Here is a 13383-nt window from a genome sequence, read left to right on the forward strand (position 1 = left end):
GAACGACTCGACAGTCGGCGATCGGTCAGAACGCGGAGCCGGAACCACCCTCGGGCACCGGCAGCGCGCTGCCCTTGACGAACTCCGCCCAGCTCAGGCTCCAGGCCGTCCAGCCGTTACCGGCCGCGAGCTGACGCTCGGTGCCCTTGATGGTGATGGGGTCACCGACCATGGTCTTCTCGAACAGCCAGCGAGCGTGCGCGGTGGAGACGTTGACGCAGCCGTGCGAGACGTTCTGCCGGCCCTGCACGTGCTCCGACCACGGTGCGGCGTGGATGTACTCGCCACCCCAGGTGAGCCGCTGGGCGAAGTCGATCTCGGTGACGTAGCGGTTCGCCGGGTCGGGATCGTCCCGCGTGTCGAAGACGGTCGACTCCGTCTTCTCCATCACCACCATCGTGCCGCTGGAGGACGGGGTCTTCTTCTTGCCCAGGCTCACCGGCACGGTCCGGACCACCTGGCCGTCCTCCATGACGGTCATCTTCTTGGTGGCGTTGTCGACCTTCATCTCGAAGGCCCGGCCGATCTTCACGGTCGCCGTACGGTCGACGTTGCCGTACCGGCCGTTGCTGAGCGGGATGCCGGCCAGGGCGATGCGCACGCTGATCGTGGTGCCGGGCTTCCAGTACTTCGGGGCGCGGTAGTAGGCCTGCGTGCCGTTCTCGATCCAGTGCCAGGCACCCGGCTGCGGCGGGTCGGTGCGTACGAACATCCGCCGCTGGACAGCCGCCCGGTCCTTCTTCGGAATACCCGGGTGGAACTCGGTCACCACCGGCATGGCCACGCCGTAGGTCTTGTCGTCGAACAGGTAGAGACCCGAGTTGATCATTTTGCCGGGTTTCTTCATCGTGGTGAAGGTGCTGGTGCCCTCGCTGCTCGTGCCGTCGGCCCGCGTCGCGGTGACGGTGGCGGTGTAGCGGGTGCCGTACTTCAGCGGTGCGGACGGAACCCACGAGGAGCCGTCGGCGCGCAGCCTGCCCTCCACCGCCTTGCCGTCGGCGGCGGCGAGCGTGACGCTGGACACCTTGGCGCCGTCGGGCAGGTCGGCCCCGATCTCCACGCTGGCGGGGCGGTCCTTCGCGCCGTCGGCCGGTGTCACCGCCAGCGGTGGGCCCTTGGGTTCGGCGGGCGCGGCGGACTCGGTCGGCGCGCTCGTGGCCGGCGTGGTGCCGCCGACAAACTCCGCTTCCTTCTTGTCCGCGCCGCAGCCGCCCAGTGCCAGCGTCGCCGCCAGTGCCAGGGCGCACACCATCGCCCCGGACCGCGTGAACCTGCCCATCCCCACCTCTGTTCTCGCGTGCCTGGCGCACATCGTGCCGTATCGCCGCCGTCCCTCAATGCCCGGTCGCGGCGTGGGCGGGGGTTTTGCTCCTTTTGACCGGTAAGCGGGGCCGAAGGGAGGAGCCGGGGAGTGGATTGGAACCCCCCTCGGAGGGCGTGCTAATCTTCTCCCCGTTGCCGACGAGCGCCGCTAGCTCAACTGGCAGAGCAGCGGACTCTTAATCCGCGGGTTCGGGGTTCGAGTCCCTGGCGGCGCACCACGATCAAGGCTCTGACCTGGTGGTTCACACTGGGTCGGGGCCTTTTTCGGGTACGCGGGCGGTGGGCGGTGGCTCGGTGGGTGCTCGGGAGCCGTTGGACCGGGCTGGCGGCCGGTAGACATGGCACCGAGCGCATGGACACGCGCTCGGATTCGACGAGCGGCGCCGAACCCGTGCGCCGCCGGCCCCCGCTCCAGAGCATCGGCCAACCGCCGCAGCCGCCCCTCATCCAGGCGACACCGAAACCCACCGGGCCCCTTCGAGGCGAGGGCCTGTTCACCACCGGCCCGCCACCGGTACACCGCGGTCTGCGACACCCGCAACCTGCGCGCGATCTCCGGCACCGACACACCCTCGGCGAACCACCCCGCCACCTGCCGCCGCACCACCTCGCGCCTGGCCCGCCCCCGCGCGGACAACCCACCTCCATCGGGATACCTCATCCCATCGATCTACCCCAGCCCAAGCCCATCACACAGACCACATCGGACGAACCTGGCCATTCAAGATCTGTAGCGGCACCGCGGCCGCGCCGACGGGGAGGTGGAGGCGCCAGTGGGTGCTCGGAGGATGGGAAAGCCGACCCACACGAAGGAAAAGGGGCGTCCCCCTGAGGGGACGCCCCTTTTCCGCCACCCCGCCGGGTCGGCGGATTCGGCGACGGTGGCATCACTCAATCAACGACCGACCATGTGACGCGACGACACGTCACGAGAAACGAGGAAGCCGAACCGCCTTGTCCACCGTCCGGCAGAGGCCACGGTAGAACTCGACCATCTTCTCGTCTGTCGGCTCCTGCTCCTGCGTCTTCTCCAGGGCCCTGCGGGCGCCCACGGACAGCGCACGCACGAGCCGCTTGGCAGCCTCCGAATCTTCGATCTTCCGGATGTCCAGATATCCCATTGCCCGGCCGGGGCTGAGCCACTCGTCGAACTCGTCGACTGCGGCCACGTCGGCGGGGACCAGCCTCATGACGTGCGACAGCACCCTGCCCTGGATCCACCACTCCAGGTCGTCGTCGAACAGCACCGCCAACACCAGGACCCCCATGCCGAGTAACAGAACTGGAACATCAGAAGCCGATGCGGATGACGTCCTACCCGGAGAGCATGCCGTACACCAGCGGCAGGCGGCGTTGCTGCCGTACGCCGATGTGGTGGTGTGTGCGGAAATTCTTTCAGTCGCTTAACCAGACGGCCGGCGGGATGGTCGTACATCTGGGTGCTCCACGGGTGCTCGGGTGCCGTGAGACGGTCCCGTGGTCGGGTGGACTGCCTGGGACGCCGACCCAACGGAATCGGGCCAGAACCGCGAACAGATGGACTCTCGCGACCCGAGTGGACCGGTTGACTCGACCAAGATCATGCTCTTAATCCGCGGGTTCGGGGTTCGAGTCCCTGGCGGCGCACCAACGAGCAAGGTCCTGACCTGGTGGTTCACACCGGGTCGGGGCCTTTTTCGTATGCGCAGCCTGTGGGTGGTCGCTCGATGGGTGCTCGGGAGCCGTTGGACCGGGGCCGGAAGCGGCCGGTCGATATTCGTGGGCGAGCCGGGCGGCTGTGTCGAACGCCACCGCCCAGGGGAAGGCTTTCTGCCGCTCGTTGCCGCTGCCGGGCGGGTGCGGTTCCCATTGGTCGTCGGGGCCGAGCAGGACGCGTACCCCTTCGTCGCGGAGGCTGGCCACGGCCTGCCGGAACGGTGCCCGCGCGGCGAGGGCGGCGTTGACGAACGGGACGATGACGGTCGGCACCTGCCTGCCGATCAGCTCGGCGACCGAGGTCATGGCGTAGTTGTCGGCGAGGCCAAGGGCGACCTTGTTGATCGAGTTGTACGTCGCCGGTGCGATGACCAGGGCGTCGGCGGCGGGAACACGTCTTCGACTGCTACTCCCCGACGCCGGCGAAGAGCGTGCGAGGCGTGTGGAGCGGGGTTGCCGACAAGATCGCCAGTGAGCAGACCCAACGGGTGGTGGTCAACCTCAACGACTGGCGTGGCGATCTCGCGGCGTTGCAGAAGCAGTTCGACGACTGGCCGCTCCCGGGGCTGAAGGAACTGGTGGCGGTGACGCGCAGCGGGGCGATAATCCAGATCCTGCGACGAGACTGAAGGGCTATCCATGGCGACCGAGTACCGCTTGACACTGGCCGGCGACATTCCTCTCGATGTGCTGGCCAACGTCGTCGCCCCGGTCGGTGTTGAGGAGTCGGCGGCAGATGGCAGGCCCCGGGTGTTGAGCGCGGACCTCCGCGATCGGTGTGGTTACGCGGTGAGCATCTACGCCGGATCCCACGGCTACTTCGAGGCCGAGGATGGTGACGGCTCGGTGTGGGAGTGGGAACCGGAGCGGTACGTCACCATCGGCTTCCGGCTGAGCAAGGACGAATCATCCGACCGGGCGACGCGGGAGATGCTGGCGTCTGTGGCCCGGGTGCTGGGAGAGCGGCCGGAGGACGCCGCGCTGATCCTCGACGCCGACTGGCTGCTGCTGACCCGCTTCTCCGGAACGCTGCGCAGGCACGCGCCGAGTTGGTGGGACGTGCACGGCGGCGACGATCTTGTCGGACGGTGAGTGGTTCGGAGCCGGTCGTCGGCGATGACGCTGCTGGCGTGGGGAACATCGGCGGTTCGCGTCCAGGGGGACCTCTATCTCCCGGTACCGGGCTGCGGCCGTGGCTCAACCCGGTCGACTAACCGCTCGAGGTCGCGACTCCATCGTCAAGGTAGACACCGCCACGTCCGATCGCGGCGATCGCCGCGGTGACCCGCCGAGCCAGTCGGGGGATCAACACCTCGCCCAGGCGTTCCGGCTCGACGAACTCGAAGCCGTCGAGCTCGTCCGGGCACAGCCGCATCGCCGCGATCTGGTCCGCCGTCAGCACCCCGCCGTCGAACACGAACATGAGCCCGCCGTCCCACGGCGGGCTCGCCGGCACCCAGTCGACACACAGCAGCGCCCCTGCGGGTATCGACAGGCCCAGTTCTTCCCGGATCTCGCGTGTGCAGGCGTCCGCCGGGGACTCGTCCAGTTCCACGGTTCCGCCGGGGACTTCCCACACGTCCTTGTAGGCCGGGTGGACCAGCAGCACCCGGCCGGTCTGGTCGCGGAGGATCAGGCCGGCCGCCGCGCGGACCCGCGTCACGCTGGCGATGTAGGAGAGGTCCGGTTCGGTCTGCGTCTCGGCCACGCGACCGACCCTACGGGCTCGCCCTCGGCGCATGCCCGCTCCCGAAGGATGACTTCAACGGATCGGAGCACGGTGGGATTTTGGCAGGTGCGCCAGCCAACTGCTGATGACGGTGAAGTCGCGGTCGGTCAGGCCGTGACGGGCGTCGACCCGATGCAACAGGGCTGGGCCGTGGTGATGGACGGACACCCAGCCGCGATCGGCAGGGGAGATCTCGTCGTCGACCCACACGAAGGGACGACCCTGCGCCCACTCGACCAGGCCGCGGGTCTTCCAGTGGAGGGCGCCGTCCTCGTCGGAGTCGGGCCAGTCCACCATTGGCAGGGCCGGCAGCCCGAGCAGCGGAGCCAGGACGTCGTTCGCGTCGCTCATCCACGTGGACGCCCATACGAGGTCACACGGTAGGGCGGCCAGCAGGCGGCCGTGTTCCGGTTGGACCCTGTGCAGCAACGGATGGACGTCGTCCGGTCGAACCTGTACACGGGTCTGATTGCGTGGCGCGTCCGGTGGTGCTCCGAACGGAATGAGCGGGCCGTCCACGTCGAGGAACAGCAGCGGGCGCTCCGAGGCGGACATCTGCATAGGTTAGCCCTCAACCTACTCAGCCCCCGTCGTCAGCGGCGATGGTCAGCCGGCGGACAGGACCTCGCGGAGCCGTGCGGCGAACTCCTCCGGCTTGCCCGCGTAACCGAACTCGCCACCGAGGAACCCGCCGTGGTGGCTGGGGAACACCGTGGCCTCCTGGCCGAGCAGGGCCGCGGTGCCCAGCGCCGTACGCGCGGTGTACGTCCCGGCCGACTCCTCGCCGACCGCGACCACGATCCGGGTCGGTGCCGCGGTGAGCAGCCCCGGGTCGGGACGGTAGTCGGTGATTGCCCACGAGTTCTTCGACAGGAGCGGATCGTCGCGAGTGCCGTCGTCGTCGGTCGGCATGCCGAACGTCGCCGGGTCGGGCATGGGCTGGGCGAAGTACTCGTCGGTGAACTCACCCTGCCAGGACGTCATGGCGATGAATGCGGCCATGCCCGCACCGAAGCCGTTCGCCTGGTATGCCTCGTGGAAGGCGGCCCGGGCCCGCTCGGCGGCTGCGGCGTCGGGAAGCACGGCGTTGATCGGCGGCTCGTGCGCCACCAGCGTGACGACGTCGCCGGGGTGGGTGGCGACCAGTTCGAGCGCGGTCACCGCGCCGCCGCTGCTCGCGAACACGTCGACCGGACCGGCGCCGAGCGCCTCGATCAGCAGGTGGAGGTCGGCCGCCTGCTGCTGGGGGGTGTGGTCGGACCGGCCGTCGCTCCGGCTGCTGCGGCCCAGGCCGCGCGGGTCGTAGGTGACGACCGTGCGGTCGGTGAAGTGGGCGGCGAGCGCGTCGAAGCCCTCCGCGGTCATCGGTTGACCGATCATGAGGAGCGCGGGCCGACCGTCGGCCGGCGGGAGCGGTCCGCGTACGTCGTAGACCAGGTCGACGCCGGGCGTGCTGAGCGTGTAAGTCTGCTTCGTCGTCATGACGGCGACACTACGAGCAGGGTGTGACCATCGCGGATGGGGCCGGCGACCGCGATCGGCCGCCGGCCCCGCCGTGTCAGCCGCCGCTCACGGTGAGCGTGTCCACGTCGAACAGGGAGCCGGAGCCGCCGGTGAAGACGAGGTGCAGCGGGCCCGTGCCGGTGCCGTTCAGCGTGGTGCTCACCGTCTGGAAGGTCTCCCAGCCCCCGGTGTTCGGCACCGTCACCGAGCCGAGCAGCGTCCCGGTCGACGAGCCGGACCGGATCTGGATCGTGCCTCCCGCGCCGCCCGACGAGATCCGGGCCGAGAAGCCGGTCCGTCCAGCCGTGCTCACCTGCGAGTAGCCCGCCCAGTCGCCGTTGTTGATGTAGCCGAGGGTACGGCCGCCGCTGGCCGGGGCGTGGTTGGCGATCTGCACCCCCGAGGACGAGGTGTAGGACTCCCCTTCCACGGTCACCGAGCCGGTGGTCAGCTCCTTGACGCGGATGTTGCGGAAGGAGACGTCGTCGCCCGTACCGTGGTTCTGGATCCCGATGTAGCCCTGTTGCAGGCTGCGGGCCGGATCGGTGTTGGTGAAGTCGTTGACCCGCACCCCGTTGAGGAACACCTGCACCCGTTCGCCCTGCACCAGGATCTCGTAGGTGTTCCAGCTGCCGGGCGGGTTGAGGGCGGCGTCGCGGGCGGCCACGTCGGGTGCCTTGATCGCGTAGACGGCGCCGGTGGTGCGCTCGGGCACGTCGGTGGCGTCGAGCTGGATCTCGTAGCCGTCCCGGGTCCCGGACCAGGGCGACGAGGAGGCCGGGTAGCCGATGTGGACGCCGGAGTTGTCGTCCCCGGCGAGTCGCCAGTCCAGCTTCAGGGAGTACGACCGGAACTCCTTGGCCGAGTACCAGTACGTGCCCAGGCCGCCGAAGGAGCTGAGCGTGGCGTCGGTGTTGGTGAACCCGCCCGGCCCGGCCTGCGACCAGCCGGTGGTGGAGCCGTCGTACAGCGTGGTGTACCCGGTCTCCGGGCGGCAGTCGGCCTTTGCCCAACCGGCCGCGTACCGGATGCCGCCCAGCAGGTGCGCCCGGAACGCCGCGTCGGAGTACGACGCCTGGGTGTGCCCGCCGCCGGTGTAGAACGCCCGGCCCGAGGACTGCGTGCGGCACCAGGCGATGGGATGGTCGCCCATGGTGCCGCCGGAGTAGCTGCCCTCGTCGAGGCTGGCCAGCACCCGCGCGGAGGAGCGGGGGTTGGTGCGGTAGTTGTACCACTCGTCGGTGCGGGTCCAGCTCCGCGGCAGGTGCGCGGTGGCCGGGTGGGCGCGGTTCTCGACGCGTACGGTGGCCTGCTGGATGGCGGGGTGCGAGGCGAACCAGGCGCCCACGAGCTGGCCGTACCAGGGCCAGTTGTACTCGGTGTCGGCGGCCGAGTGGATGCCGACGAAGCCGCCGCCGCCGTTGACGTACGCCTCGAAGGCGCTCTGCTGGGTGGCGTCGAGGACGTCGCCGGTGGTGTTGAGGAAGACCACCGCCTTGAACCGGGCCAGGTTGGTGGTGGTGAACGCGGCGGCGTCCTCGGTGGCGGTGACGGTGAAGTTGTTCGCCGCGCCGAGGTCCCGGACGGCCTGCGTGCCGACGGCGATGGAGTCGTGCCGGAAGCCGGCCGTCTTGGAGAAGACCAGGACCTGGTACGCCGGGTCGGCGGCCAACGCCGGCGGTGCCGGGGCGAGACTGCCGGCCAGCAGCGCGGCGGCTGCCACGGCCACCAGGCGTCGTGCTTTGACAAAAGGCATGGTGATCCTCTCAGGAGAGGGTGAACGAGTCGACGTCGAACAGGGATCCGGTGCCGGTGCCGGTGTAGACGAGGAACAACGGGCCGGAGCCGGTGGTCGTGAGGGTGGTGGAGACGGTCTGGAAGGTGCTCCAGCTCCCGGTCACCGGCACGGTGACCGATCCCAGGAGGGTTCCGGTGGACGAGCCGGCGCGTACCTGGATGGTGCCGCCGGACCCGGCGGAGGAGACCCGGGCGGCGAACCGGGTCCTGCCGCTGGTGGAGACCGAGGCGTACCCGGTCCAGTCGCCGTTGTTGATGAATCCGACGGTCCTACCGCCGTCGGCCTCGGGCTTGTCGACCACCTGGACGCCGGACTGGGAGCTGTACGACTCCGCCTCGGTCGGGCCGGTGAGGGTGAAGGCGTCGACGTCGAAGAGGTTGCCGCTGCCGCCGGTGAAGACCAGGAAGAGGGGTCCCGATCCGGCGGGTGCCGAGGAGAGCGTCGTACTGACGGTGGTGAAGCTCTCCCAGCTTCCGGTCACCGGCACGGTGACCGACCCGAGCAGGGTGCCGGTGGAGGAGCCGGCGCGCACCTGGATGGTGCCGCCGGCGCCGGCCGAGGAGACCCGCGCGACGAAGGTCGCGGCGCCGCTGAGCCGGTACGGCTGGAAGGAAACCCAGTCACCGTTGTCGATGAATCCGACGGTCTTGCCGCCTTCGGCGCCGGCCTTGTCGACGACCTGGATGCCGACCTGTCCGAAGTGGTGCTCGGCCTGCCGGTGGCGGGGTTGCAGCACCGCCCGCGCGTGGGTGGTCAATCCTCCGCCGTCGGTGTACTCGGCGTCGATGACGCCGTAGATGTTGGCCGAGGCGTCGTGCTCACCGTCGACGGGAATGGTGATCGTCCCGGTGCAGCCGGTCGTCGAGGTGATCCCGTGGTCGTGGCTGTCGTGGCCGAGCAGGTAGCTGACGGTCACCTTGGCGCAGTCCACGGTGCCGTCCTCGGCGTCGGTCACGGTGACCGAGAACCGTAGGGTGTCGCCGAAGGTGAAGAGCTGCCCGACGGCCGGGCTGGTGAGGGTCACCACGGGTGCGGTGTTGCCGACGGTGATCGGCACGCTGGCGGTGGCGGTGAGCCCGGTCGGGTCCGTCACCGTGAGTGTCGCGGTGTACTGGCCGTTGGTGGTGTAGGTGTGCGACGGGTTCGCCGAGGTCGAGGTGGCGCCGTCGCCGAAGGTCCACCGGTAGGTGAGCGCGCCCCCTTCGGGGTCGGAACTGCCGGCGGAGGAGAACGTGACGGTCAGCGGTGCCGCCCCCGACGTCTTGTTCGCCGACGCCTTGGCCACGGGTGCCTTGGGGCCGGGCTTGTACTCGACCCGGTACAGCGCGACGTTGGTCGAGGAGGTGCCGTAGTCGAGCACGTAGAGCGCCCCGTCCGGCCCGAACGCCATGTCCATCACCTGGGTGCCCTGCCAGGGGAAGGAGGCGATGGAGCCCGGCGACCCGTCGGCGTTGACGTCGATGGCCTTGATCCACTTGCGGCCGTACTCGCCGGCGAAGTAGTGGCCGTTGAGGTCGGCCGGGAACTTGACCGACGAGTTCAGGGCCGCGTTGTAGCGGTAGACCGGGCCACCCATCGGGGACTCGGAGCCGCTGCCGAACTCCGGGGGCGAGCCGGCCGAGCCGCCGTACCGGATCCAGGACGCCTTGGCCGGTGGCAGGGTGGTCAGGCCGGTGTTACGGAACGAGTTGTTGGTCGGGCCGGTCGCGCAGGCGTACTTCGCTCCGCCGGTACCGGTGGCGAAGTCCCACTCGTGGTAGGTCTCCTCCGGGGTGTTCGTGCCGGTGCAGTAGGGCCAGCCGTAGTTGCCCGGTCCCGGGATACGGTCGAACTCCACCTGTCCGGCCGGCCCGCGTCCGGTGACCGCACCGCCGTCCGGGCCGTAGTCACCGAGGTAGACCACGCCGGTGGCCCGGTCGACGCTCATGCGGAACGGGTTGCGGAAGCCCATCGCGTAGATCTCCGGCCGGGTCTTGGCCGTGCCGACCGGGAAGAGGTTTCCGGTGGGGATCGAGTACGAACCGTCCGCGTTCACCTTGATCCGCAGCAGCTTGCCCCGCAGGTCGTTGGTGTTGGCCGAGGTGCGTTGGGCGTCGAACTGCGGGTTGCGGTCGGTGCGCTCGTCGATGGGTGACGAACCGGAGGACTCGAACGGGTTGGTGTCGTCACCGGTGGTCAGGTAGAGGTTGCCGGCGGCGTCGAAGTCGATGTCACCGCCGACGTGGCAGCACTGGCCACGGTCGGACGGGACCTTGAGCACCACCTTCTCGGAGGCCAGGTCGAGGGTGTTGGAGGTGGTGAGCACGAAGCGCGACAGCCACAGTTCGCCCTTCCACGCGGCCCAGTCGGTGGCGGTGCCCGTCTTCGGTGCGTCGCCGCTCGGAGTGCTCAACTTCGGCGAGTAGTAGAGGTAGACGTGGCGGTTGGTGGCGAAGTTCGGGTCGACCCCCACCCCCTGCAGGCCTTCCTCGTCGTGGGTGTAGACGCTCAACTTGCCGGCGACGCTGGTGTTGCCCGCGGCGTCGGTGAGCCGCACCGTGCCGTCACGGGCGGTGTGCAGGACCGACCGGTTCGGCAGGACGGCCAGGGACATCGCCTGGCCGAGTTCGGCCGAGCCGATCGCCAGGGTCACCTGCTGGTAGTCGGCCGGGTCGATGGTGGTGTGGGCGGCGGCAGGGGTCGTGGTGCCGGTGACGGCGACCACGCTGCCGGCGACGCTGAGCAGGGCGGCGTGGAACAGCCGCGACCAGCGCCTCCGTCGGGACGGGGACATGGGCGTACTTCCTCTCCTGAGCTGGGGGAACAGCCAGGCAGAGCGCGCGCCGCCGCGCTGGATGCCGGTGGTGGGGGATGGTGGTGGGGATGGTGGTGGTCGGGCTGGCGGGTGCCGGGGCCGCCAGCGGACGGACGGGGTCAGCCGGGCACCGCCGACGTGCCGCGGGCTGCGGTCGCCGGTGCGGTACCGACGGTGGTCGGGTCGGCGAGGACCCGGTCGACGACCACGCCCGCCGCGCCCCGCGCGGCGGCCGTGAAGCCGAGGTTCGAGGCGACGAAACGGCAGCGGGCGGCCGGACCCGCCACCGCGAGACGGTCCAGTTCCCGCTGCGCGGTGGGGAGCAGCCGGTCCGCCAGGGTGGCGAAGTATCCACCGAGGACGATCGCCCGGGGGTTGACCAGGTTGACCAGGATCGCGCCACCCAGGCCGAGCCAGCGCCCCACCTGCGCGACCGCCGCCTCGGCGACCGGATCGCCGGCCTCCAGCCGTCGGCTGATCTCGCGCAGCCGTTCCTCGGGGTCGCGGACCTGGTGGGTGTGGGGCTGCTCGGGGGTGATCAGGCGGACCAGTTCGGCCAGGCCGACCTTCGTCTCCCAGCAGCCGGTACGCCCGCAGCCGCAGCGCCGTCCGGCCGGGTCGACGGGGAGGTGGCCCACCTCGCCGGAGAAACCCTCGGCCCCGCGCAACAGCCGACCCCCGACGATCATGCCGCCGCCGACGCCCACCTCACCGGTCAGGTAGACCAGGTCGTCGGTGCCGGCCGCGACGCCGTAGGTGTACTCGGCGAGGGCGGCGAGGTTCGCGTCGTTGTCCACCTCGACCGGGAGGTGCGCCGGGAGCGCGGCGCGGAGGCGGTCGGCCAGCGGGAGGTGGCGCCAGCCCAGGTTGGGTGCCAGGACGACCACGCCACGCTCGACGTCGATCAGGCCGGGCACGGCGACCACCACGCCGGCCGCCGGCGCGTCTCGTCGCCGCATGTCGCGCAGCGCTCCGCGGATCACTCCGGCGAGTCGGTCGACCGCGGCGTCGGGCCCGCTGCCGGCGGCGTCGAAGGCCGTACGCCGCTCGACCACCGGACGCCCGGCCAGGTCGATGCCGTGCACACCCAGATAGTCGACGTTGATCTCGACGCCGAGCGCGCCCACCGTGGCGCCGTCGAGGGCGAGGACCCGTCCCGGCCGCCCGGCGAAGCCCGAGCGCTGGAGGCCGATCTCCCGGACCAGCCGACGGGTCAGCAACTCGTCGACGAGGCTGGACACGGTGGCCTTGTGCAGGCCCGTGCCGGTGGCGATGGTCGCCCTCGGTCGGGGGCCGTGGTCCCGCAGGTGGACGAGGACGCGGCTGAGGTTGGTGCGCCGCAGCGACAGCTGGTCGGTGGGCGCGGTGGCGGCCCGTGTCCGCGCGACGCGATCCCGGCCCGTCATGTCCGCCCCATTTCGTCTGGTGGCGAGACTAATCAAGCACGAGCCCTACATCGATGGCAATAGCTGTCCTGCGGGGTGGACGGACGGGCGTCGGCTCGGCCTGCTCCGACGACATCGCGTTCACCTGCGTCCAGAACGAACCGATCGGCCGTATTTCCCGTGTTCAGTGTCAGGGTCGCCAATCAGATTCACGGAGGCACGATGCCCACGGTGCGAACTGGTCCGGTCGTCGGACTGCTGGTGCAGACCGTCCTGCTCGCGGTGCTCGCCGGCACGGTCGGCCTCGGCACGGCGGGCTGGCTGGCGGGTCTGGGCTACGGGATGGTCCTGTGCGCCCTGCTCAGCCGGGGACTGTCCCGTTCCGGCGCACGCGGTCTCAGCCCGGCCGACCGGGTGACCCTGGGCCGGGCGATCCTCGCCGGCGGCGTGACGGCGCTGGCGGCGGACTCGTTCGACCGCCCGGCGCCGGTCGCGCTGATGGTCACCCTCACCGCCGTGGCGCTGGCGCTGGACGCGGTGGACGGGTACACGGCCCGCCGTACCGGGACCACCAGCGAGCTGGGTGCGCGCTTCGACATGGAGGTCGACTCGTTCCTCGTGCTGGTGCTCTGCGCCTACGTGGCACCGTCGGCGGGCGGTTGGGTGCTCGCGATCGGTGCGATGCGGTACGCCTTCGTCGCCGCCAGCTGGGGGCTGCCGTGGATGCGTGGATCGTTGCCGCCGCGCTACTGGCGTAAGGTCGTCGCAGCGATCCAGGGCGTGGCGCTGACGGTGGTGATGGCCGAGGTGCTGGCCGGTCCGCTGACGGTCGTCGTGCTGATGGTGTCGCTGGCGCTGCTCGTCGAGTCGTTCGGCCGCGACGTCCGCTGGCTGTGGACGACCCGTCGCACCCGCCGGGCGACCGTCGGGAGGGCGCCGACCCGTCCGGACAGGGTGGAGATCCCGGTCCACGCGGGCCGTGCCACGAACCGTGGCATCGAGGTCGCCACCCTACGACGGGGCGGACCGCTCCGGGAGATGCCGGGTGGGCCGGCGAGGCACGAACCTCCGCGGGTCCCGGTGGCTCGGGACGGGATCGTCCGGGTCTGAGACCCGCCGCCGCATCACCAGGATCAACGGAAGGACCCCAGGTTGT

The 13383-nt window shown here is 70.4% G+C and carries 10 protein-coding genes, 1 tRNA gene and 3 pseudogenes; 4 read left to right on the forward strand and 10 right to left on the reverse strand.

The window, feature by feature from the left end:
• Positions 1–25 precede the first annotated feature (25 nt).
• On the reverse strand, positions 26–1279 hold the full coding sequence (locus ACTMSW_RS02950) for an Ig-like domain-containing protein (RefSeq protein WP_441178850.1): 1254 nt from the start codon (positions 1277–1279) through the stop codon (positions 26–28).
• A 186-nt stretch (positions 1280–1465) separates the two neighbouring features.
• Here ACTMSW_RS02950 and ACTMSW_RS02955 point away from each other — a divergent pair.
• Positions 1466–1541 (forward strand) — tRNA-Lys (locus tag ACTMSW_RS02955).
• A 293-nt stretch (positions 1542–1834) separates the two neighbouring features.
• On the opposite strand, the pseudogene ACTMSW_RS02960 reads toward ACTMSW_RS02955, so the two are convergent.
• The 3 genes and pseudogenes from ACTMSW_RS02960 to ACTMSW_RS02970 all read right to left on the reverse strand — a co-directional run.
• Positions 1835–1984: pseudogene (locus ACTMSW_RS02960) on the reverse strand (helix-turn-helix domain-containing protein); the annotation flags it as partial.
• Between the two features lie 265 nt (positions 1985–2249).
• Positions 2250–2591, reverse strand: coding sequence for a hypothetical protein (locus ACTMSW_RS02965; protein ID WP_441178851.1), 342 nt, complete (start codon positions 2589–2591; stop codon positions 2250–2252).
• 466 nt (positions 2592–3057) lie between these two features.
• Positions 3058–3450: pseudogene (locus ACTMSW_RS02970) on the reverse strand (flavoprotein); the annotation flags it as partial.
• On the opposite strand from ACTMSW_RS02970, the pseudogene ACTMSW_RS02975 reads away from it, so the two are divergent.
• Both ACTMSW_RS02975 and ACTMSW_RS02980 read left to right on the forward strand, forming a co-directional pair.
• Positions 3411–3647, forward strand: a pseudogene (locus ACTMSW_RS02975) (hypothetical protein); the annotation flags it as partial. The pseudogenes ACTMSW_RS02970 and ACTMSW_RS02975 overlap by 40 nt on opposite strands.
• Positions 3648–3657: 10 nt before the next feature.
• On the forward strand, positions 3658–4110 hold the full coding sequence (locus ACTMSW_RS02980; RefSeq protein WP_441178852.1) for a SitI3 family protein: 453 nt from the start codon (positions 3658–3660) through the stop codon (positions 4108–4110).
• Between the two features lie 118 nt (positions 4111–4228).
• Here the strand turns inward: ACTMSW_RS02980 and ACTMSW_RS02985 are convergent, their stop codons facing one another.
• The 6 genes from ACTMSW_RS02985 to ACTMSW_RS03010 all read right to left on the reverse strand — a co-directional run bounded on the left by ACTMSW_RS02985 (position 4229) and on the right by ACTMSW_RS03010 (position 12248).
• Positions 4229–4726: an NUDIX domain-containing protein gene (locus ACTMSW_RS02985; protein ID WP_441178853.1), complete on the reverse strand. Its 498-nt coding sequence runs from the start codon at positions 4724–4726 to the stop codon at positions 4229–4231.
• A 54-nt stretch (positions 4727–4780) separates the two neighbouring features.
• Complete coding sequence (locus ACTMSW_RS02990; protein ID WP_441178854.1) at positions 4781–5302, reverse strand: HAD domain-containing protein; 522 nt, start codon at positions 5300–5302, stop codon at positions 4781–4783.
• Positions 5303–5353: 51 nt separating this feature from the next.
• Entirely contained in the window at positions 5354–6229 is an 876-nt protein-coding gene (locus ACTMSW_RS02995; RefSeq protein ID WP_441178855.1) for an alpha/beta fold hydrolase, read from the reverse strand.
• 76 nt (positions 6230–6305) lie between these two features.
• The gene (locus tag ACTMSW_RS03000; protein ID WP_441178856.1) at positions 6306–8006 is read right to left on the reverse strand and encodes a ThuA domain-containing protein; all 1701 of its coding nucleotides are present in this window, start codon (positions 8004–8006) and stop codon (positions 6306–6308) included.
• 10 nt (positions 8007–8016) lie between these two features.
• The gene (locus ACTMSW_RS03005; protein WP_441178857.1) at positions 8017–10821 is read right to left on the reverse strand and encodes a carbohydrate-binding protein; all 2805 of its coding nucleotides are present in this window, start codon (positions 10819–10821) and stop codon (positions 8017–8019) included.
• A 140-nt stretch (positions 10822–10961) separates the two neighbouring features.
• Entirely contained in the window at positions 10962–12248 is a 1287-nt protein-coding gene (locus tag ACTMSW_RS03010; protein WP_441178858.1) for an ROK family protein, read from the reverse strand.
• A 201-nt stretch (positions 12249–12449) separates the two neighbouring features.
• Between ACTMSW_RS03010 and ACTMSW_RS03015 the strand changes: the two genes are divergently transcribed.
• The gene (locus ACTMSW_RS03015; protein WP_441178859.1) at positions 12450–13337 is read left to right on the forward strand and encodes a CDP-alcohol phosphatidyltransferase family protein; all 888 of its coding nucleotides are present in this window, start codon (positions 12450–12452) and stop codon (positions 13335–13337) included.
• Positions 13338–13383 lie beyond the last annotated feature (46 nt).

It is taken from the genome of Micromonospora sp. BQ11 (assembly GCF_052068135.1).
In the GTDB taxonomy this organism is placed as follows: Bacteria; Actinomycetota; Actinomycetes; order Mycobacteriales; family Micromonosporaceae; genus Micromonospora.

Bases quoted from the DNA above. Each gene is read 5' to 3' on its own strand.
- ACTMSW_RS02950 (WP_441178850.1), bottom strand. From the start codon at position 1,279: ATGGGCAGGTTCACGCGGTCCGGGGCGATGGTGTGCGCCCTGGCACTG.
- ACTMSW_RS02980 (WP_441178852.1), top strand. From the start codon at position 3,658: ATGGCGACCGAGTACCGCTTGACACTGGCCGGCGACATTCCTCTCGAT.
- ACTMSW_RS02990 (WP_441178854.1), bottom strand. From the start codon at position 5,302: ATGTCCGCCTCGGAGCGCCCGCTGCTGTTCCTCGACGTGGACGGCCCG.
- ACTMSW_RS03005 (WP_441178857.1), bottom strand. From the start codon at position 10,821: ATGTCCCCGTCCCGACGGAGGCGCTGGTCGCGGCTGTTCCACGCCGCC.
- ACTMSW_RS03000 (WP_441178856.1), bottom strand. From the start codon at position 8,006: ATGCCTTTTGTCAAAGCACGACGCCTGGTGGCCGTGGCAGCCGCCGCG.
- ACTMSW_RS03010 (WP_441178858.1), bottom strand. From the start codon at position 12,248: ATGACGGGCCGGGATCGCGTCGCGCGGACACGGGCCGCCACCGCGCCC.
- ACTMSW_RS03015 (WP_441178859.1), top strand. From the start codon at position 12,450: ATGCCCACGGTGCGAACTGGTCCGGTCGTCGGACTGCTGGTGCAGACC.
- ACTMSW_RS02995 (WP_441178855.1), bottom strand. From the start codon at position 6,229: ATGACGACGAAGCAGACTTACACGCTCAGCACGCCCGGCGTCGACCTG.
- ACTMSW_RS02965 (WP_441178851.1), bottom strand. From the start codon at position 2,591: ATGGGGGTCCTGGTGTTGGCGGTGCTGTTCGACGACGACCTGGAGTGG.